The sequence below is a fragment of the Gemmatimonadaceae bacterium genome, from assembly GCA_036496605.1.
In the GTDB taxonomy this organism is placed as follows: domain Bacteria; phylum Gemmatimonadota; class Gemmatimonadetes; order Gemmatimonadales; family Gemmatimonadaceae; genus AG2.
The window spans coordinates 229,747-250,497 of sequence record DASXKV010000054.1; the positions used below are offsets into that span (position 1 = coordinate 229,747).

Consider the following 20,751-nt stretch of genomic DNA (forward strand, 5'->3'; position numbering starts at 1 on the left):
CTAACTCACCCGAGGTCGATATGCCACAGATTCGTGCACTCGCCCTGGCACTGCTGGCGCTTCCAGGAGTGTTGGCGGCGCAGACGTTCAAGGTCGAGAAGTACACCACTGGCGGTGAAGGCGGCACCGACTATCTGACCGCAGATCCGATAACGGGTCGTGTCTACATCTCCCGTGGTACGCACGTCATGATCGTCGATCAGGCCACCGGTAAGGTTGTTGGAGACATACCGGACGCGCCTCGCACGCACGGCATTGCGCTGGCGCAGAAGGACGGCCATGGCTTCACGACGAACGCCGGCGATTCCACCTCGACGATGTTCGATCTCAAAACGATGGCCGTCATCAAAAAAGTGCACGCCGGTGTCGATGGTCTGGACGGGATCATGTACGATGACGCGACCGACAAGGTCCTCACGATCGACCACAGTCATCCGACGGGCACCGCGGTCGTGATCGATCCGAAGACTGGCGATATCGTTGCGCGGGTGGAGTTGACCGGCAACGGACCCGAAGGGGGCGTGAGCGATGGCAAGGGTCGGATCTTCATCAACCTCGAGGACAAGGCCGCCATCGACGTTATCGACACGAAAACTTGGAAGGTGACGACCACTTGGTCCATCGCGCCGTGCGAGGGACCGACTGGGATCGCGATGGATCGCACGACGAACCGCATCTTTTCGGGATGCAGCCGAACCTCGGTCGTCGTCGACGCCGCCACTGGAAAAGTCGTCGCTCAGATCGCGAATGGAAATGGGGTCGACGCGTTAGGCTGGGATCAAGCGCAGAAGCTGATCTACATTCCGGCCGGGCGTGACGGGAACGTCACGGTCGTTCACGAAGACTCACCGGACAAGTACACGGTCATCGCGATGGTGCCCACCATGGTCGGCGCGAAGACGATCTCGGTGGACGACACGCGTCACGTCGCGTACGCGTTCACGCCGGAGTACGGGCCACCGCCCGCCGGCACGCCGGCCCCCGAGCCTGGGCGTCGCGGACCACGCGGCCCGATGATCGGGACGTGGTTTATCCGGATCGTGCACTAGGGCCAGGGCTGGGGCCTCTCACCGACCTGGCTTTTCCGGTTGCTCCTCCCAATGCTTGACGATGCGGTCTACCGCCGTGCGCGTCTCGGCGTACTTGAGCGTCGGCAGCGCGCTCTTGAGCGCCGCCAGCCCGCGCTCCCGGCCTAACGATCGACCAATGGCCTCGAGCGTCCAATCGCGGACATAGGGGTGCGCGTCGTTCAAGTCGGAGACGAGCAGATCGAGGGCGTACCGGCTTCCACGGCCGGCCATTACCGCGAGCGCGGAGGATGGCAAATTCCGCTCGCTCACGAGATCGTGGACCGGTGCAACGAGCGTCGAATCGCCCGCGCGCACGGCCGCACCCAACGCCGCGTTCTGTATCGCGTCCCGGTACGACGGCGTGCGCAAGCCTTCGAGAATAAGGACCCGGCGATTCGCGGTGTCGAGTCTGACGAGCGCGGAGTACGCCGCCGCGCGCACGGCGTAGCTGTCGTCGCTCTTCCATGCGGATCGGGCGAGCGTCAGCGCCTCCGTGCCGCCCAGGCGGCCGAGCGATTGAACGGCCGCTTGGCGAACCTGGCTCGAGGTGTCTCGCAACGCCTTCGTCAACGCCGGCACCGCGGCCGGCGCAGGCATCTCGCCTAACGCTCCTGCCGCCTGCGCACGCGTGAGGAAGTAGTCGCTGCTCGTCGCCGCCAGCGCGAGCGCCACCTGCGCGTCGGCATCGGTTGGCCGATCGGCAAGCTGATCGATCACCCACGAGCGATTCCACAAATTGGTGTCGAGGCGTAGCTGCGTCGCAAGCTGCGCGCTCGGCTGATCGAATGTGAGCGTTTTGAGAATTCGATTTCCGTCGTCGAAGACGATCATTGCGGGTGCGCTCGGCACGCCGTCGACGACGATCGTGTCCTCACGCTGATCGATCCAGCTCCTGCGCACGATATCCGCACTGCCGGTGACGCCGACGCGCACGGTGACTGGCATCCGGAACACTTCGGGAACGACATAGCGCATGCCGGCGCTGTCCGGCTTGAGCGTGTCACGTTGCGTCTGTTTTGCGACGAGTGTCAGTCGCTTCGCGGAGGCGTCGTACGCCGACGTGACCGTGAAATCCGGATAGCCGGCGCTGTACATCCACTCGTTCCAGAACCAGGCGAGGTTCTCGCCGGTCGCTTCGAGCACCGATTGACGGAGGTCGTCGGTGACGGCGTTGCCGAAGGCGTGCGTCGTAAGGTACCGATGGATCGCCGACCAGAAGCGCTGCTCGCCGAGATAGTTCTTGAGCATCTCGAGAACGAGCGCGCCTTTCGGGTACATGTTGTTCGACCCCTGCGAGACGAGGGGCATACGGCGCCGCGCGTCGATCTGCATGAACTGGCGGTACTCGTCGAGGTAGTAATCCTCCTCGAGGTGCGCGCCCTTCTTCTCGCGCCAGTACTGACCCGGCATGAATTCGGCGAAGCCCTCGTTCAGGAACATATTCGCCCAGTTCGCGGTGGTGACGTAGTCGCCGAACCATTGGTGCGCGAGCTCGTGTGGGATGAGTATATGCTGATACCAGGGTCGATCCTGGTAGGCTCTTGCGTCGGGCAACCAATCGACGAGCGTGGTCGCGCTGACATTTTCCATTCCGCCAAAGAAATCGGCGACGGTCGTTTGGGCGTACTTCGGCCACGGATACTCGACGCCGGTGAGTCTCGAGTACACATCGATCATGTCGGGGGTCACGTGGAAGAGACGCCAGGCGAGCGCGCTGTCTGCGTGGTAGACGTAGTAGTCCACCGGCACGCTCTTCCATGCATCGTGAATCCTGGCGAGCGGCGCGACGACGATCGAGACCAGGTAAGTCGCGCTGGGCCGGTCCTCGCGCCAGCGCAACGTGCGTGCTCCGCTCGCGTCTTTCGTGTCGCTCACGAGCGCGCCGTTCGACACCGCCATGAAGCCCGCGGGGACCGTCGCCTCGAGCTCCCACGTCATCTTGTCGTTCGGGTAATCATAGGTCGGGAACCAGTAGTGATTGTCGTACGACTCACCCATGCTCCAGATCTGTCGCGGCGTGTGCGGTCGCTCGTCGATGAATGTGAGGCCGTGACCGTTCTCGATCTTGCCTGCGTAGTCGATGGTGAAGCGGACAGTATCGTGAAAAGCGACTGGTCGTGGGAGATACACGACGAGCGTGTCGCCATGGCGACTCGTCCTCAGCGTAACGGTTCCGCTCGAGACTCGCTTGATACCGAGGAGTGCTCCGGCGTCGAACACAACGGAATCGAACGCCGGCCGCAGGGCGATAAGCGTAGTGGAAACATTGCCGCCGAACGACAGGGAGTCCCAATTGAAATCGTGAACGACGATGCGCTGGTGCACGAGATCATAATCGTGCGAGCGCGTGTAGCGGTCGTTGGCGATGCTCTCGAGATTAGGGTTCTGGGCTCGGGCCGTTGCGGCGAGCACTGCGAGCGCGGCAAGCAGCGCTGTGACGTGAGTTCGCATGCCGGAAAGCTAAGGTCGACCGAAGTGAGGCGGGGCTTGAAGACACATTCATTACAGGCAACCGCATGATACGACCCGCCTATGGCGCCCGTGCTTGCCAGTGCCGTGGACGCGGCGCATCATAGAAGCCTCGTGAATCCCATGCGTCGCGGGGGCTCCGCGGCAGGCGTCCGATCCTTCCCGAGGGTGTCATGCAGCGCATCTCGCGTTTTCTCGGTGCGGTGGCCTTCGTCGCCGCGATCGTTCCTCTTCGCGCGCAGACTCCGGCCGCGCAACAGGGCACGGCGCTGGCGCCGGTCGCCAACGCTCAACCGTACGTCACGCACATTCACGGCTACACGCGCACCGACAACTATTTCTGGCTCCGTGAGAAGAGCAATCCCGCCGTCCGCGCCTACCTCGAGGCGGAGAACGCGTATACCGACGCGGCGATGAAGCCAACCGAAGCGCTGCAGCACCAACTCTACGACGAGATGCTGCGCCGCATCAAGCAGACTGACGAGAGCGCGCCATACCCCGAAAACGGCTTTCTGTACTACTCGCGGACTGAAGAAGGAAAGGAGTACCCGATTCTGTGCCGGAAGCGTGCCGGCAGCGACGTTGAGCAAGTACTGGTTGACGAGAACGAGATGGCGAAGGGGCTCGGTTTCTTTTCTGTCGGGACCGCGACCGTCAGCAACGACGGCAATCTGCTCGCGTTCACAACGGACACGACCGGGTATCGGCAATACACGCTCCACATCAAGGATCTCCGCTCCGGTCAATTTCTCCCCGATCGCATCGTTCGTGTCGGCAGCGTCGTGTGGTCCACCGATGACCACACGCTCTTCGTGACGACGGAGGATTCCGTCACGAAGCGAAGCGACAATTTCTGGCGACACACCGTCGGCTCCAACGATACAAAGCTGGTCTACCATGAGCCCGACGAGCTGTTCGACGTATTCGGTCTGCGCTCGGAAGACCGAACGACCGTCATTCTCATCTCGTTCGCGAAGACAATGACCGAAGCCCGCTATGTTCGCGCCGATCATCCGCTGGCGTCGCTCACCCTGCTACTGCCGCGGGAGCCCGGGCACGAGTACTACCCGGATTTCGACGACGGAAAGCTGCTGATTCGCACGAACAAGGGCGCGAAGAACTTCCGGCTCGTCTCAGCTCCGATCAAGGCGCCGACGCAGTGGAAGGAAGTCGTTCCGCACGACCCGCACGTCAAGCTCGACGACTTCACGCCGTTCAGGAATTTTCTCGTTCTCAGCGAGCGCGAAGACGGACTCCCGTACCTACGAATTATCGACAAGAAGACGGGCGCGTCGCATCGCGTCGCGACGCCGGAGCCAGCGTACCTCATTAGCCTGGGCAACAATCACGAGTACGACGCGAAGCGCATCCAGTTCTTCTACACGTCGCTGGTGACACCGGCGTCGACGTTCGACTACGACGTTCGAACGCGCGAGAGAAAGTTGCTCAAGCAGCAGCCGGTCTTCGGCTACGACCCGGTGAACTACGAGTCGCGGCGACTCTGGGCAACAGCTCGCGACGGTACCAAGGTGCCCGTCGCCATCGTGTACAAGAAAGGGACGTCGGTCGACGGGACCGCACCGCTCTTGCTCTATGCCTACGGTTCGTACGGTGCGTCGATCGATCCATCGTTCACGTCCAATCGAGTCAGCCTGCTCGATCGCGGATTCATCTATGCGCTCGCCAGCATTCGCGGCGGTGGTGAGCTCGGGGAGGAATGGCGCGAGGCTGGCCGAATGATGAAGAAGATGAACACCTTCACCGACTTCATCGATGTCGCGCAGTACCTGGTCGACAACAAATACACGTCCACCGATCGGCTGATGATTCAAGGCGCCTCAGCCGGTGGATTGCTCATGGGCGCGGTCACGAACATGCGACCAGATCTCTTCAAGGCCGTCAACGCCGGCGTCCCGTTCGTCGACGTCATGAACACGATGCTCGACGCGTCGCTCCCACTGACGACGAGCGAGTACATCGAGTGGGGCAATCCTAACGAGAAGCCAGCCTACGATTACATGATGCAGTACTCGCCCTACGACAACGTGAAGGCACAGCGCTATCCGGCGATGCTCGTCGAGGTTTCGTTCAACGACAGCCAGGTGCCGTACTGGGAAGGAACCAAGCTCGTGGCCAAGCTGCGCGCCACCAAGACCGATTCCAATGCACTGCTGCTCAAAGCCAATCTTGGTGCGGGACACGGCGGGTCATCCGGCCGGTACGACCGACTCAAGGAGATCGCGTTCGAGTACGCGTTCTTCTTGAACCAGTTACCGGACTCGAAACGCGTGGTGCCGTGAGACTCACTCGTACCGGAGGGCTTTGGTCGGCTCAACGCGTGCGGCCCGCAACGCCGGCAGCCAGCTCGCCGCGAGCGCGACGGCAAGCAGCGACACGGCCACGACCACGAACACTGCGGGATCGCGGGGCGACTCGTCGAAGAGGAGTGGCGCAAGCCATTTGCCCGCCCCGAGCGCGATCGCCCCGCCGATGACGACGCCTGCGATGCCGAAGGCCACTCCTTCCTTCACGATGAGCCGAATCACGTCACTCGCCTGAGCGCCTAACGCCATCCGCACGCCCATTTCGTGCGTGCGCTGGGCCACATTGTAGGCGATCACGCTGTATAGGCCGATCGCCGCCAGCACGAGCGCGAGCGCGCCGAACGCACTGAACATCGACGCGCCGAGACGCCACGATCGTGTTTCCTGTCCCAGGACCTCGGAAAGCGGCGTCGTGGTGATATACGACGCTCCAGGCATCTCATGCTGAAGCGAGCGACGCACGGCGTCGGCGTTCTTCGCCGCATCGCCCCGCACGCGAACGAAGAGGCCCGTCCGATTGGGATTGAATTGCGTCGCCGGGAGATAGTAGTACATCTCTGTCTCGTTGCTCAACTGGTGCGACTTGATGTCCTCGGCGATACCGACGACATAGCGGCAGGGCGCCGTATCGGCGTTCATACGGATGCACTTGCCGATCGCATCATCGTTAGGCCAGAGCGTGTGCGCCATCGCCTGGCTCACGACCATCACGAGCTGGGAGTGCTCGAGGTCCGTTGCCTGAATTCCTCGGCCGCGGAGGATGCGCGTCCCCATCGTCTTGAAGTAATCCGGCGACACCGCGCTCAAGTCGAAGCGGCCGAGTCGCGATACAGTGTCGATGCCGCTCACGAACAGGCTCGTGCTCCATGTACTCCAGAACGGGATTCCGATTTGGAGCGTGGCGCTCCTCACATTCGGCGTTGTCTGCGCGCGCTCGAGCAAGCGACGGCGGAGATCGACCTGCTGCGCGCTATCGAGTTGGACGCCGCGCATATTCAGGTCGACGATGAGCACGGGATCGGTGTCGAAGCCGAGGCGGATGTTACGCACATTCGTTAGGCTTCGGACGAACAAGCCGGCGCCGACGAGTAACGTCACGGATAGCGCGCCCTGAACGAGCAGCAGCCCAATACGCAATCGCGAGCGCTGGTATGTCCCCTCGCGCGCGCCAGCCTTGAGGTCGCCCGTGAGATCGGCGCGGCTTGCCTGGAGGATGGGCGCGAGACCCGTGAGCAATCCCACGATCAACGCGGCAGCGCCAGCGAAGAGCAGTGTCCGCTGGTCCCTGAGCACCGATTGCGAGACGCTGCCAGGGAGAAAGGCCATGCGCAGACCGGCGCCGCTCCATTGCGCCACGAGCACCCCCGCGACGCCACCAGCAAGCGCCAACAGCACGCTCTCAGTGAGCAGCTGCGAAAGCAGGCGGCCACGGCTCACGCCTAACGCGAGGCGAACTGCGATCTCGCGCCGGCGGCGCAGCGCGCGGGCGAAGAGCAGATTCGCGACATTGGCGCAGGCAATCAGCAGCACGACCACGGCCACACCACCCAGCCATGCCGCAACCTTTGCGAAGCCGGATGCATTCGGCCCCCGTTCGCTGAGGATCGACCCGATCTGCGCTCGGGGACGCATCAATTTGTTCGATGGCATTCGCGGCGAGCCGACGCGCTCAGCTTCGATGCTCTTGAGGAATGCCTGCGTGACGTCCGCGTTCGCCGTTGCCTCGCTGACAGCCGGCTTCGTGCGGGCGATCATGTCCATCCATCCCCAGTGGTACGTCGTCCACCATGACTCGTTCTTCCCAATGAATCCGCCGCGGGCCTGTGAGGCGCCGTACGTCACGATCGGGATGAAGTACGCGGGCGGCTCATTGGGCCAGAGACCCACGAAGCCCGGCGCCGAAACGCCAATGATCGTGTAGATGTCCGAGCCGATCTGCACCTTCGTGCCGAGAATTTCCTTTCTGCCGCCGTACTCGGTCTGCCAGCGTGCATAGCTCGCGACGGCCACGTTGGTGCCGCTCGGGGGCGCATCTTCGCTCGGGAGGAAGTAGCGCCCGAGCGCCGGCGGCGCGTCGAAGAAGCCGAAGAAGCTCGAGCTTACGATCCCGATGCGCATCTCGCGGGCAGCCTCGCCGATACCAACCGCCAAATCTCTCTCCGTGAAGCCGGACGTCCGATCGAACGACGTGGTGTACTTCGACATGTCGACGTATCGCGCATACTGGCCACCCAAGCCCACACGCTCCTTGCCGCGATAGGTCTGGAATCCATAGACGCGATGAACGGCGTCCGGATTAACGAGGAGCGGCGGCGGCCGAAAGAGCATCCGATCGACGAGCGAGAACATCGCCGCATTGGCGCCGATACCGAGCGCGAGCGTGAGGACAATCGCGGTCGTGAACGCGGGCTTCGCGCGCAGGCCGCGAAGGGCGTAGGACAGATCCTGCAGGAAGGAGTCGATCATGAGAGGTCAGACACGGTCCAGTCGACGAAGGTTCGCGCGAAACCTATCGCCACCTCGAGCATGGAGAGGTCAGCGGCGACTCTCTCGCTGCAGCTGGAAGCTTTTGAGCTTACTCAGGCCATCGCGCGCCTTACGGACCGATACGAGATCGGTGTCGGCTTTCGGCCATTGCGCGAGGAATCGCTCGTACAAGCTGCGGACACGTGCCTGATCGCCGATGCGTTCGTAGCTGTCGGCGGCGCTCACCGGCGCGATCAATCCGTACTGCTCGGCCTCGTAGCCGTACCAGCCACCAGTCGCGCCCGCGAGGGACTCGTACAAGCGTGCGGCGCCGTGGAGATCGCCGCTCTGGCCGACGGCACGCGCGAGGGATTCCCGGATGTACTCGGTGGAGTCCGTGGCGTAAGCGAGTCGAAGGACGCTCACGGCGCTGTCGGGGTGACCCTGCGCGAGCGCGACCTCGCCGCTCAGAACCTGCACATTCGAGCGATCCCCGGGGTTGTCAGCGCGGGCGCGTCGGCGGAGCGTGTCGAGCACCTCGACAGCGAGCGGCAGCTGCCCGTCTCGCACGAGTGCCTTGCCGAGATAGACGAGGAACCGCGGCTCGAAGTAGGCCTTCCTGAACAGCCCATACGCCGAGCGGATCTCCGCGCTCGCCGAGTCGCGCCAGCCTTTCTCTTGCTCGGCCGACGCGAGGAAGAGGCGATTGCGCGCCTCCGTCAGCTCGCGATTCGGCGCCTCACTGAGCAGCGTCGCCTGGCGAAAGCGATCGATCGCTTCGGCGTAGTGCCCCTGCGACATCGCGAGGAGGCCTAACGAGCGATTACCGCGCGCCTGCTGATCGGGATCGCCGACGAGCATCGAGTCGTACACGGCTCGCGCTTCGTCGTGCTTGCCGGCCAGCACGAGCGTCTCGCCATACTCGTGATTCAAGTTCTCGAGCGTGAGCAGGTTTGGCTGCAGCCGGAAGGCACGCTTGTAGTTCACGATGGCGGAGTCGTATGCGGCGAGTTCCTTGTGTGCCGTGGCGAGATTGATGTAATCGCCGGCGCTGCTGGAATCGCGCGACAGCTGGGTGCGCAAAGCGGCAACGGCCTCCTGCGCGTGCCCGAGACGCATGTAGTCGTAGCCGATCTTCCCCCACGCGCTGCGGTCACCGGGGTACACCGCCAGCAGCGCACGACGGAGCTCGATTGCGTGCAAGCGATTTCCTCTCCAGCTCTCCGCGGCGGCCCGCACCGTTAGGCGCTCTCGATCGGTGAGGCGGTCGAGCAGACGCAGTGCATGGTCAAAGTGCGCGTCGCCGTTGGGACGGTCGTTGGTCCAGTAATACGCGCCGCCGAGCTCTGCGTGCGCGAGGGCGAAGTCGGAGTCGATCGCGACGGCTTCCTCATAGAGCTCGACGGCGGGCTTTCGCTGTCCTGCTTTCCAGGCGGCGAGGCCGTCGGCGTATTTATGAAGGGCTTCGAGCGAGGCGGTCGTCGCCTGCGGCAGGGGAAGGTCGTGCTTCGCAATGGCACCCGCGGATTCGCCGATGTCGCGACGCAGCCGTCGCACCAGATCGTCGACGGCGGCGATCACGTCCGACCGCCGATTGGCGAGGCGCGTCTCGGCGGCGAGCGCGCGGCCACTCGACGCGTCGACGATCTGTGCCGTGAGCATGTAGCTGCTGTCGACGCGGTCGATGGCCGCGACGACCACCGAATTGATGCCCTCGCGCTGCGCCACTTCGCGAGCCGACGTCTCGTCGAGATGCATTGTTGTTGCTGCCCCGTGCGGGCGGCCCATGCGCGCGAGGGTTTGCTCAATCCGTGCGCGGGGGAACACGCTCACATAGGCAGACTGCTGAAGACCCGTCGCCAGCGCCGCATCGAGCGCACGATCGAAGATCGAATCGCGCGTGCGGTTGTCGAAGTCCGCGGCAAGAATCCATGCTCGTTCGGCGTCGCGGCCGCGATTCGTGTACATCCGAGAGAGGATGAGCGCGAGCAGCACGATCAAGCCGGCGGCAAATCCGGCGACTCGGTAGGGCTTCGTCTTCTGTGTAACGAGGCGGAACGGCGTCGCGCGGCGTGGCGCCGCCGCGGCTTCGACTGTCGGCGCCGGGGCTGACGCGAACGTCCGCGGAGTAGCTGGCGCGACTGGCGCCGTCGTCGGCGGGACGACGCGGGGCTCGGTCGAACGTCGAGGGGCGTCCGTCTTCACCGGCTGTCGACGCAGCTTGTCGGCGAGTGCGGCGACCGCGGGATTGGGCTCGGCTTCGAGATCGTCGCGAACGAGCGTGTGATAGATCTCGGCATGGCGCAACGCGCTGGCGCGGTCACCGGTCGCGGCAAGCTCCGTCATGAGCGAGAGGACGACTCGCGTCTTCCGCGGCTCCATGACGGCGAGCCGTTGCCAGCGTTGCACCGCGCCCGCGTGGTCGCCCTTCCCGGCCGCCTCCGTGGCGAGGGATTCGAGCGCGAATTCCACCTCTCTCGTTAGGCGCGCACGCTCCTCGTCGACCCAGCGATCGAATCCCGGCGCGCCCGTGATGAACACGCCGTCGAGGAACGGCCCCCTATAGAGCTCCGCCGCGCCGATGCGATCGCCGCGTGCCAGCGCCGCCTGGAAGTCTTCGACGTCGCTCGTTATTGCAGCCGGATTGAGTGATGGTTCTTCGCGACCGATGACGAGTGCCTCAGCCCCGAGATCTTTCTTGAGCGAGTAGAGAGTCTGATCGAGGGCATGGCGCGCGCGGTCGGTGTCGCTCTCTGGCCAGAACAGTGCGAGGAGCTTGTCGCGCGGCACGCCACGGGGCGCACTCACGGCGAGAACAGCGAGCAGGGCCAAGCGCCGCCGTGCCGATGTTGCGGCAGACGGCGACGCTCTACCGTCGCTTTGCTCGATCGAAAGGCCACCGAGCGTCCGAAGCCTCAACACGCCGGACTGTCCTCCGCCTTGCGGATGGCGAGACTAGCGTACGGTCGGACTTGTGATGACGCAAGACCAAACGACGACGGCGGCTCGATCCTCAGCTCCGGGGTTGATCCGTCGCGTCCCTGCCCAGTTGCGCCGGCTTGTAGTTGCGCCGCTCGGGAAGCCGTTCCCTCAATTCGCGCCCGCTCATTCCGGTGTTATAAACCTGCGCTCCAGGCTCGAACTCCTTCCCCCGAACGAGTTCTCCAACAACCACAGGCTCGAAGCCGGCGTCCCGGACCAGCCGTGCGACGACATCCAGCGCCTCGCGGTCGTCACTGGCCAGCGGGATGCCGACTTGCTCACCCTTCCGATGCGCCTCCGTCTCGAGTGTCTTGTAATAAACGGTATTGAACGCCTTCACCCAGCGCGCCCGCGGGAACATCGAGGCAGTCCAGCCCGCGGATCCGCGCGGATCGCGCGTCGCCTCGCGGGCGAAGCTGCCGTCCCGCTGCTCGTAGGCATTGCCCGTGTCGAGGACGATCTTGCCGGCCAGCAATGGTCCGATGTCTCGCGCCAGTTCCGGCATCGCCTTGAGCGGCACGGTGACCAGGACGGCGTCACCGAATTGCGACGCCTCCGCGGGCGAACCGGCGGAGGCGCGCTCGCCAAGCTTCTTGACGAGGGACTCGAGCTCGTTAGGGTGACGCGACGCAAGTCGCACGTCGTGTCCAGCGTCGACCCACAGCTTCGCGAGAGTCGAACCGATCATCCCCGCGCCAACGATGCCGATGCGCATGACGGCCTCCAGCAGATCGAGAAGGTGAACATCTCAGAGTAATCTGCCAGCGGGCGCAATTGGCCCTCCAAAGCCGCTATCTGCGCGCGACGTAGGTCGCGAGGAGGCCGACGATCGCGGGAATGACCGCCATGGCACCCTGACCCTGGATCAGTGTCGTCACCACGGCGCCGATCATGATAATCACCAAACCCCGCGCGGCGACCGGCGTTAGGCGCTCCTGAATGTGAAACAGGCCGGGCAGAACCACGCCGAGGGCACCCAAGGTCTCGCAGATGCCGATGAACTTGATGAAGCCGCCGGGAAGGTGGGACTGTTCGGCGAGCACGGCGGCAGGTAGCACCAGCTTCATTCCACCCGCAAAAAGAAAGATCGCGGCCAAAAGGCCCTGGGCGATCCACATGCGGGTGGTGGACCGGTCGCGCTGGCTCAGACTGATCGAGGTCATGGTCGTGTCTCCGAGTTCGGGTTGGCTTGGGTTTTCTGTCCTCTGCCAACACGTCGAGCGGCGAGATCGGAAATCGACACGCGGAGAAATCAGGGAAGCGATGGGCTCTGGCTCCTTGGCGGGCCGCCTGGGGAAACATTCCGCCGGGCAAGAGCATTGACACACTACCTGTCGAAACGGTACCAAGCGGCCCTACTCGATGAGCCACTATGACGGGCGACATGCGGCACCTTCCGAACGACGGTCGAAATCGAGAACCCAGCACGGCGAGGCGTACGGCGCGCCTTGCATGGCGTGCTCGTCGATACTGGCGCCGAAGTCTCCTGGGTTCCAGCCGCCTGCGGCGGCCGCTCCCTAACGCTGATCCGCCAATCCGCTGACCTCCTTCTTGACGGCGGCCAGCTCGGCGCGGCTCTCAATCAATGCCTGCCGGTTCATCGCCGTGGGCGGCGCGAAGCTTCCCTGCTGCGCGCCCTGACCGTTGAACGCCCGCGCCACGGCACCGAGCTTGGCACGCGTTGCGTTCCGTCCAACCGTTAGGCGCCGCTCCAGAGCGACGTATCGCGCCGAGTCCGCACCCGTCGCCGACGAGCGCCGCGAGCGCAGATCGGCGACGACCCGCTCGACCTCGACCTGCGCCGCCTGGATATCCAGCAAGAACGACTCACGCGTGCGCTGCTGCGCCAACGTATAAGTACTCATCGGATCCGCGCGCACCTCGAGAGGACGCGAGCTCGTGTCGCCATCGACATCGAGCGTGACAGTAAATGCTCCCGGGGCGACGAATGGCCCGCGCACGCCGATGTCGTGCATCGGCACCGGCAATTGTTGCTGCGGCTCGACGCGCCGGCCGCCACCTTCACCGCCGCCCTCTTCAGCGACCACACCCGCACCGACGGTCGATGGCGGCGGCTCATGCCGGAGATCCCACGTCACGCGGTGAATGACGCCGGCCGTCGTGCTGCCCAACAGCACACGAACGACTTTCCCATTCGCGCGGCGAATCGTGAGGCGGACCTTCTGCGCCGGACGCGAGAGATAGTAGGTGAGCGCCGCGCCGTCGGCGGGATTCTCCGCGGCGTAAAAGCCTTGCGCCATGTTCGAGACGTCGTCCCAATACTGCATGAGCGTCGCGCGGCGCGTTGGAAAGAGATGGGACCCTCGCGCCGCGATCATGTCCGACCACTCGCCGATCGGGGACGCGTCGTCGAGGAGCCAGAGGCTGCGGCCGTGCGTGGCGAGGAGCAGGTCCTTCGTCCGCGGATGGATCAGAATGTCGTCGTAGATCGTCGTCGGCAGGTTGCTCGTTAGGCGTGTCCAGTGCGCGCCCGTATCGAGCGTCACGAAGAGGAAGCGCTCCGTGCCCGCGAAGAGGACGCTGGGCTTCCCCGGGTACTCGGCGATGCTGCGTACCGACGCGTCGCCGGGAAGGCCGGCGCTGATCGATTTCCACGTCTTGCCGAAGTCCGTCGTGCGGACGATGTACGGCGCGAAGTCCCCACTGCGATGCGCGTCGAAGGCAACGTAGGCCGTGGCACGCGCGGCCGACGAGGCAACAATGCGTCCGACGTAGGTACCATTCGCAATTCCGGTCGACGTGCTGATCGCGGTGCTCAACTCGTGCCACGTCGTTCCACCGTCGGTCGAGAGCTGCACATTACCGTCATCCGTACCGATCCATAGAACGTGGCCGTCGAGCGGTGACTCAGCGATCGCGGTGAGCTCGCTGTAGCTCGATTCGCCGTCGTTGCGCGAGATCTTGATCTCGCGATCCTTGATACCCATCAAGGTGAGTGTGTCGCGATTGATATTGCGCGTGAGATCGGCGGTGCGTGTCCACGTCGTGCCGCGGTCGCGCGAGACGAAGAGACGGTTCGCGCCGATGTACACCGTGCCCGGCGTGTGCGTCGAGGCGACGAGCGGAGAATTCCAGTCCCACCGATACGCCGAATCGCCCTTTGGCGCTTGCGGCTTGATGTCGAGACGATCGCCCGTCTCGGGATCGACGCGTTGGACGTTGCCGTTGGTCGACGACGTGTAAAGCGTCCGATAGCCGCCCTTATCCACCTGCTGGCCCGTGCCGTCGCTCAAACCGATCTGCCTCCAGTCCTGATTGAGGATGCCTAACCAGTGGCGCGTCGCACTCGGCCCCATCCACGAGTGGTTGTCCTGCAAACCGCCGTATATCCAATACGGATCGCGATCGTCGACGGCAATATGATAGAACTGCCCGATCGGGATGTTGTTTATGCGAATGTACGTCATCCCGAGATCCCAGCTTTCGTTCAATCCGCCGTCACCGCCGACCAGAATGTGACGCGAGTCGCGTGGATCGATCCACATCGTGTGGTGATCGGTCTTGAGACCGATGTCGTATGCCGGCGACGTCGGTTGGCCCTCGAATGTGACGCCGCCATCCTCACTCTTCACGATGACGGTGCCAAGCAGCCAGATGCGCTTGTCGTTCGTGGGATCGATGAATGGCGCGCTGTAATACATCGGACGTGGATTGACGCGGCTCGTGCGGCGCCACGTCAGGCCTGCGTCGTCGGAGCGATAGATGCCGCCTTCGGTCGGATGCTCGACGGTCGCGACGAGGGCCTTCGGATTCGACGCGCCGATCGCCAGGCCGATGCGCCCCTTGTCACCGGTGGGAATTCCCACCTCGAGTTTTTTCCAGGTGGCGCCGCCGTCGCTCGTTTTGTAGATCGCGCTGCCCGCGCCACCGCCGTTGAAGCCGAAGGCGCTGCGCAGGCGTTGGTACGTCGCGGCGTAGAGCGTATTGGGATCGCGCGGATCCATCGCGATATCCGTTGCACCCGTTAGGCTATCGACGTAGAGAATCCTGTTCCAGCTCTTGCCGCCGTCGGTTGTCTTGAACACGCCACGCTCGGTGGTCGCTTTCCAGAGATTACCGACGGCGGCGACATACGCGACGCTGCAGTCCATTGGGTTCACGCGCACGCGGCCGATACTGGCCGTACTCGTCAGACCGACTTGCGTCCAGGTGCGGCCAGCGTCTGTCGACCGGTACATGCCGCCGCCCCACGACGAGCTCTGTCGATTGTTCTGCTCTCCCGTTCCCGCCCAGATCACACGCGGGTCGGCCTCACAGATCGCGAGATCGCCGAAGGTATTGTCGGGCAGACCGTCGAAGATCGGCGTCCACAACGTCCCCTTATTCGTCGTCTTCCAGATGCCGCCCGAGGCACTCGCGACGTAGATCGTGGACGGATCCTTCGGGTCGACTTCGATGTCGTGAATGCGACCGCCGGTCGCGGCGGGTCCGATTGAACGGAAGTGGAGAGAATCGAAGGGCGATTGTGCGTGAAGCGCCGCGGGGAGAAACGCGGCTATGACCGTGAGAACGCTGCGTGGCACCGTGGATCTGACCTGTGTTGGAAGCGCGCGGAATATGAGAAGCTCGACCGCGTGACACCAGACGGTTGCTGGTCCGAATGTATGCTGGCTGCGCGCTATGCGAGTGGCCCGACGCGTGTCGCTCAGGATGCCGAGTGCGAGGTCAATACCCCCACTGACGCACGATCTTGCCGCGGCGCACCTCGTAGATGTTCACGTGCTTCTGCTTCCGCCCGTTCCCCTTTGCGACATAGAAGTCAGTGACCATCGAGCCGGTGAGGACACGCTTCGAGAGCGTGAGCTTCGCATCCTTGGTGCGCTGGAAGAGCACGATGAGACTGTCGCGCACGTCGACGCGAGAGACGAGGCGCGGCCCTGCCGAATCCGACAGGTTCTGGTACAGATAGCTCGGCGGATACTCCGCCTCGATGGCGACGACGTCGTGATGATTGTAGCCGTCGAGGGCACGCTGCACGACCTTCTGCGGCAGCGTATCGCGGTGCGTAAAGTGAAACTGTGCGTGTAGCGGTCGCGCGAACGCGAGCACGAGGAAAACCAGGTAGCGCCTCATGTCTATAGGGCGAATGAGGGGCCGCCCGCGTAACAGCTAGAAAAGGGAGAGGGCCTCGGCGCGGGCCTCCAGGTCGAGCAATTTCTTCTTACGCCACACGCCGCCGCCGTAGCCGACGAGGTCTCCGGTCGAGCCGATCACGCGATGACAGGGGATGATGATCGCGATGCGGTTATCGCCATTCGCCCGCGCCACGGCGCGCACCGCGTTAGGCTGTCCGATCGATTCGGCGAGACGCGCGTAGCTCGTCGTCGTCCCGCAGGGGATCCGCAGCAGCGCCGACCAGACCCGCGTCTGGAAGGGCGTGCCCGGCACGTCGAGGGGCAGGCTGAACTCCCGTCGGTCGCCGTGGAAGTATTCGTCGAGTTGGGCTCGCAGCGTCGCGAAGATGGGGGACTCGCCGGGCGCGAGCTCACAGTCGTGGGCGCGTCGCACGCGGTCGAGCTGCGTGTCGATCATCCGCCGGTGAGGAAACTCGAACAGGAGGAGATGCGAGTCCGACGCCGCGGCAATCATCGGACCGATCGGCGTCTCGATTTCGGCGGTGACGGCGTGAAGTCGCGTGGTCGGGGTCATTCCGAATTATAGCTGCGGAGGGTATGATCGCCACGAGCCAATTTGTCATCCTGAGTAGCGCAGCGACGAAGGATGTACGCGTTCATTGTTAGAGGCTGTCACGAGCAATGCAACTAAATCCTTCCCTTCACCGCGTGGGCTCCTCGAGCGCAGGCGCTGCGCACAGGGTGACAGCGGAGAATCATTCATGCGCATTCATCTGACCGTCCTGCTTTTGCTCGCTGCCGTGTCGCTATCCGCGCAGCAAGTTCCCGAAATCCCCTTCGACGCGAGCGTGGACTTTCTCAAGCTCCCCGCCGGGATGAATTTCGGCGAGGTGGCCGGCGTCGCAATCGATGCCCGGCGTCACCTGTACGTGTTCAGCCGAACCGGCTCGCGCAGCACCGTCCACGGCGCCAGCGCGGCGCAGCTCTTCGAGTTCGGACCCGACGGCGCATTCATTCGCGAGATCGGCAAGGACCTATATGGTTTTGCGTTTGCTCACACCGTGCGTGTCGACGCGAACGGCAATCTGTGGGCGACGGACGAAGGCACGAACATGATCGTCGAGTTCAATCCGGCGGGACGTGTGCTGATGGTCCTCGGCCGTCGCGCGGAGGCGGTCGAAGCACCGCCAGCGCAGCCATTGCCGGGGACACAGGCGCGGCCCGGCTGGGGCACCTTCAATCGCCCGACGGACGTCACCTGGGATCGTGAAGGCAATGTCTTTGTCGCCGATGGTTACAACAATTCGCGCGTCGTAAAGATCGACAAGCACGGCCGCTGGGTGAAAACCTGGGGCGAGCGCGGCACGAGCCCCGGTCAGTTCAACATCCTGCATTCGATTGCGAGCGACATTGCGGGCAACATCTATGTCGCCGATCGGACCAACCGACGCATTCAGGTGTTCGATCACGACGGTGCCTTCCTCCGCCAATTCACCATCGACGTCCCCTACGACAAGGAGCCTAACGTGATGGTCGGCGCAATGCCCGGCGCCAGCAGCAATCCGCTTTCGGTTTCCGGCGCGCCGTGGGCGATCTGTATCACGCCGGGTCCGAATCAGGTGCTGTTCAGCGCTGACGCCGTGCCGGGCCGGATTTACAAGCTCTCATTGGACGGCAAGGTCCTCGGCGTACTCGGCGACGCGGGAAAAGAGCCGAAGCAGTTTGGCTGGATTCACGAGATCGCCTGCCCTTCCGACAACGAGCTGTACGTGGCCGAGCTTCTGAATTGGCGCGTGCAGCGCATAGCGCTCAACCCTCGACGCACCCAGCACGCTTCGATATCTAAACATTAGTGCTCGTTCACGTCGGTGTCTCGACCTCAGCCTCCGGCGCGAAGAAGCTGTGCGGGGTCGACTCGCAGCGCACGACGCGAGGGCAGCCAGCACGAAGCACTGGCTGCGAGCAGCAGCACGCCGGCCACCAGCGAGTACGTCGCGGCGTCAGTCGGCTGGACGTGAAATAGGAGATTCGTCACGAGGCGGCTTGCGAGGAGGGCCACGCCGCACCCGACTACGACACCGATGACGACGATCGCGAGGCCCTGTCGCATAACGAGCCTGAGCACGCGGGGGGCATCGGCGCCTAACGCCATCCGAACCGCAATCTCTGGTAAGCGTTGCGTCACCGAGTAGCCGATGACGCCGGCGAGCCCGGTCGCGGTGAGCAACAGCGCGAAGGCGGCGAACGCGGCGATGAGGGTCGTCGTTAGGCGCGGCTCGGCGAGCTGAGCACCCCGAATCTCCTCGAGCGTTTGTACATTCGAAATCGGCGTTTGGGCATCGACATCACGCACGGCTGCCCGAAGCGCCGCGAGAATCGCCGGCCGGGGCCCCAACGTGCGCAGGAAGATGCGAACGTTCCCCGTCGGGCTGCCGAGCATCGGTGCGTAGATCTCGTCGGTGATGTCCGCGTCCAATCGACGCTGCCGCACGTCGCCGACGACGCCGATCACCGTGAGCCAGTGTTTCCCGCTATCGGGCGAGATGCGCGTCCCGATCGGGTCGTGGCCACCCCAATACGTCTGCACGAGTCGGGCGCCCAGGAGGACGGGCGGCGCGAGCGTGTCGCGGTCCGCGAGCGTGAAATCCCTCCCTCGCAGCAACGGTATGCCGACGGTACGGAAGTATCCCGGGCTGATCGCGATCGCCTCGGCGTGAGGGAGCTGCACGCCACTGGAGGGGGCGATGCCCTCGATTTCGAAGCTGAGCTGCGTTTGTTGGGCCCCGTTGAGAGGCAGCGTGCTCGCCATCGCGACGGACGAGACGCTCGGCAGTCCGTCCACGCGCCGCAACAACGCTTCGTCCACCGCGCTCACCTTCGCCCCAGTGTTGTACCTGGAGAAATTGAACGACAGTTGTGCCGTCAGCACGTTGTGCACGTCGATTCCGGCGTCGACGCGCTCGAGCTCGAAGAGACTGCGGCCAATGAGGCCCGCGCCGACAAGCATGACGAACGCGATCGCCACCTGGCCGACGACGAGCATATTCCTCATCCTGAGATCACCACGCGATCCCACGGAGGCAGTGTTGCCCTGACGAAGCGCGGCGGCGAAGCGGTTTTGTCGAAGGACCCGGAGGAAGGGCACCGCGGCCACCGCGAGGGCAATTACGAGTGACAGCGCGAGGGCAAACGCGAGTGCCGTCGCATCGATGTGAATCTCGTCCGCGCGTGGCGTGAGTCGCGTCGCTATCGAACGCAGCATGCCGATGCCACTCGTCGCGAGCGCCACACCGAGTCCGCCGCCGGCTAGGGCAAGGACCAGGCTCTCGAAGCTCAGCTGCCGATAGAGCCGTGCTTGATCCGCGCCGAGCGCGACGCGGAGCGCCATTTCGCGTGCGCGTCTCAGCTGCCGTGCGAGACTCAGATTAGCGACGTTGGCCATCGCCGCCAGGAGAAGAAAACCTGCCGTCGCAAAGAGGAGGTAAAGAATTGGCTTCGCCCGATTCGTCATCTCGTCGCGCGCGTCGATCAACGCGAAGTGCAGCCGCTGCTGGGCAGGATAGTCCGCTGGATAGGCGCCGTGGAACCGCGCGCTGAGGGCCGCGACCTCGGCTTGCGCGCGCTCGAGCGTCATACCCGGTTTCAGCACCGCGAACGCGCCCACCATCCGATGATCGCGCGTATTCATCATCATTGGTGACGAGCGAAACGGACAGGCACCGGCAGGCATCCAGATGTCGTTCTCGTTAGGATAACTCGGGAGGGGCGGCAGGACGCCGACGACGCGGTGTATCTTATCGTTCATCGTGAACGTCGCGCCGACAATCGAGGGATCGCCGAAGAACTGGTCCATCCAAAACTTGTAACTCAGGACGACGACTGGTGGCGCCCCGACGGCGTCTTCGCCCGGCACGAATGTGCGACCGAGCAGTGGTTTGACGCCGAGCATCGTGAAGAATCGATCGGAGACGACGCCGGTCTGCACACGGAGCGGATCACCGTGGCCGTACAGCTGAAAGAACATGCTGTGGTATTCGGCAACAGCGCTCATCGTGCGCACCTGCTCGTTGAGGTCCTTGACCTCGAGCACGCTGAAGCCATCGTCTTCGGATTGCGCCGAGGGTTGCGTGATGTGTACGAGCCGATTGCCGACACCAACCGGGAGCCGGCGCAGGAGGACGCCATTCACCATGCTGAAGATGGCCGTACTCGCCCCAATTCCGATCGCCAGTGTGATGATGACGGCGAACGTGTACCCGGGCGCCGTGCGGAGTGCGCGCGCTGCGTAGCGAAGATCGTATCGGAGACTCTCGAGCGTGAACATGGCGTGGATCCTCGTCGAAA

Annotated in this window: 12 protein-coding genes; 3 read left to right on the plus strand and 9 right to left on the minus strand. The window is 63.9% G+C overall.

Annotated elements, in window-relative coordinates; genetic code table 11:
- Nucleotides 1-20 precede the first annotated feature (20 nt).
- A complete protein-coding gene (locus VGH98_22230) occupies nt 21-1,049 on the plus strand; it encodes a hypothetical protein (GenBank protein HEY2378716.1) in 1,029 nt (342 codons plus the stop codon).
- An 18-nt stretch (nt 1,050-1,067) separates the two neighbouring features.
- Here the strand turns inward: VGH98_22230 and VGH98_22235 are convergent, their stop codons facing one another.
- A complete protein-coding gene (locus VGH98_22235; GenBank protein ID HEY2378717.1) occupies nt 1,068-3,521 on the minus strand; it encodes a M1 family aminopeptidase in 2,454 nt (817 codons plus the stop codon).
- 191 nt (nt 3,522-3,712) lie between these two features.
- On the opposite strand from VGH98_22235, the gene VGH98_22240 reads away from it, so the two are divergent.
- On the plus strand, nt 3,713-5,839 hold the full coding sequence (locus VGH98_22240; protein ID HEY2378718.1) for a S9 family peptidase: 2,127 nt from the start codon (nt 3,713-3,715) through the stop codon (nt 5,837-5,839).
- Between the two features lie 3 nt (nt 5,840-5,842).
- Here the strand turns inward: VGH98_22240 and VGH98_22245 are convergent, their stop codons facing one another.
- From VGH98_22245 to VGH98_22275, 7 genes are all read right to left on the minus strand, one after another.
- On the minus strand, nt 5,843-8,329 hold the full coding sequence (locus VGH98_22245) for an ABC transporter permease (GenBank protein ID HEY2378719.1): 2,487 nt from the start codon (nt 8,327-8,329) through the stop codon (nt 5,843-5,845).
- A gap of 69 nt (nt 8,330-8,398) precedes the next feature.
- Nucleotides 8,399-11,137, minus strand: a complete 2,739-nt coding sequence (locus VGH98_22250; GenBank protein HEY2378720.1) for a BTAD domain-containing putative transcriptional regulator — start codon at nt 11,135-11,137, stop codon at nt 8,399-8,401.
- A 205-nt stretch (nt 11,138-11,342) separates the two neighbouring features.
- On the minus strand, nt 11,343-12,026 hold the full coding sequence (locus VGH98_22255) for an NADPH-dependent F420 reductase (protein HEY2378721.1): 684 nt from the start codon (nt 12,024-12,026) through the stop codon (nt 11,343-11,345).
- 76 nt (nt 12,027-12,102) lie between these two features.
- Entirely contained in the window at nt 12,103-12,474 is a 372-nt protein-coding gene (locus VGH98_22260; protein HEY2378722.1) for a DoxX family protein, read from the minus strand.
- A gap of 354 nt (nt 12,475-12,828) precedes the next feature.
- Entirely contained in the window at nt 12,829-15,855 is a 3,027-nt protein-coding gene (locus VGH98_22265) for a hypothetical protein (protein ID HEY2378723.1), read from the minus strand.
- Between the two features lie 142 nt (nt 15,856-15,997).
- Nucleotides 15,998-16,405 (minus strand): hypothetical protein, encoded by a 408-nt coding sequence (locus VGH98_22270; GenBank protein ID HEY2378724.1) that lies wholly within the window; start codon nt 16,403-16,405, stop codon nt 15,998-16,000.
- A gap of 36 nt (nt 16,406-16,441) precedes the next feature.
- Entirely contained in the window at nt 16,442-16,981 is a 540-nt protein-coding gene (locus VGH98_22275; protein ID HEY2378725.1) for a methylated-DNA--[protein]-cysteine S-methyltransferase, read from the minus strand.
- Nucleotides 16,982-17,168: 187 nt separating this feature from the next.
- Between VGH98_22275 and VGH98_22280 the strand changes: the two genes are divergently transcribed.
- A complete protein-coding gene (locus VGH98_22280) occupies nt 17,169-18,260 on the plus strand; it encodes a peptidyl-alpha-hydroxyglycine alpha-amidating lyase family protein (GenBank protein ID HEY2378726.1) in 1,092 nt (363 codons plus the stop codon).
- A gap of 26 nt (nt 18,261-18,286) precedes the next feature.
- Here the strand turns inward: VGH98_22280 and VGH98_22285 are convergent, their stop codons facing one another.
- Nucleotides 18,287-20,731 carry an ABC transporter permease gene (locus VGH98_22285; GenBank protein ID HEY2378727.1) on the minus strand — a complete coding sequence of 815 codons (2,445 nt, stop codon included), beginning with the start codon at nt 20,729-20,731 and terminating at the stop codon, nt 18,287-18,289.
- Between the last annotated feature and the right edge of the window lie 20 nt (nt 20,732-20,751).

What these genes read in the sequence shown, in the direction of transcription:
- VGH98_22260 (HEY2378722.1), bottom strand. Translation starts at nt 12,474, where the DNA reads ATGACCTCGATCAGTCTGAGCCAGCGCGACCGGTCCACCACCCGCATG.
- VGH98_22235 (HEY2378717.1), bottom strand. Translation starts at nt 3,521, where the DNA reads ATGCGAACTCACGTCACAGCGCTGCTTGCCGCGCTCGCAGTGCTCGCC.
- VGH98_22255 (HEY2378721.1), bottom strand. Translation starts at nt 12,026, where the DNA reads ATGCGCATCGGCATCGTTGGCGCGGGGATGATCGGTTCGACTCTCGCG.
- VGH98_22280 (HEY2378726.1), top strand. Translation starts at nt 17,169, where the DNA reads ATGCGCATTCATCTGACCGTCCTGCTTTTGCTCGCTGCCGTGTCGCTA.
- VGH98_22285 (HEY2378727.1), bottom strand. Translation starts at nt 20,731, where the DNA reads ATGTTCACGCTCGAGAGTCTCCGATACGATCTTCGCTACGCAGCGCGC.
- VGH98_22245 (HEY2378719.1), bottom strand. Translation starts at nt 8,329, where the DNA reads ATGATCGACTCCTTCCTGCAGGATCTGTCCTACGCCCTTCGCGGCCTG.
- VGH98_22275 (HEY2378725.1), bottom strand. Translation starts at nt 16,981, where the DNA reads ATGACCCCGACCACGCGACTTCACGCCGTCACCGCCGAAATCGAGACG.
- VGH98_22270 (HEY2378724.1), bottom strand. Translation starts at nt 16,405, where the DNA reads ATGAGGCGCTACCTGGTTTTCCTCGTGCTCGCGTTCGCGCGACCGCTA.
- VGH98_22240 (HEY2378718.1), top strand. Translation starts at nt 3,713, where the DNA reads ATGCAGCGCATCTCGCGTTTTCTCGGTGCGGTGGCCTTCGTCGCCGCG.
- VGH98_22230 (HEY2378716.1), top strand. Translation starts at nt 21, where the DNA reads ATGCCACAGATTCGTGCACTCGCCCTGGCACTGCTGGCGCTTCCAGGA.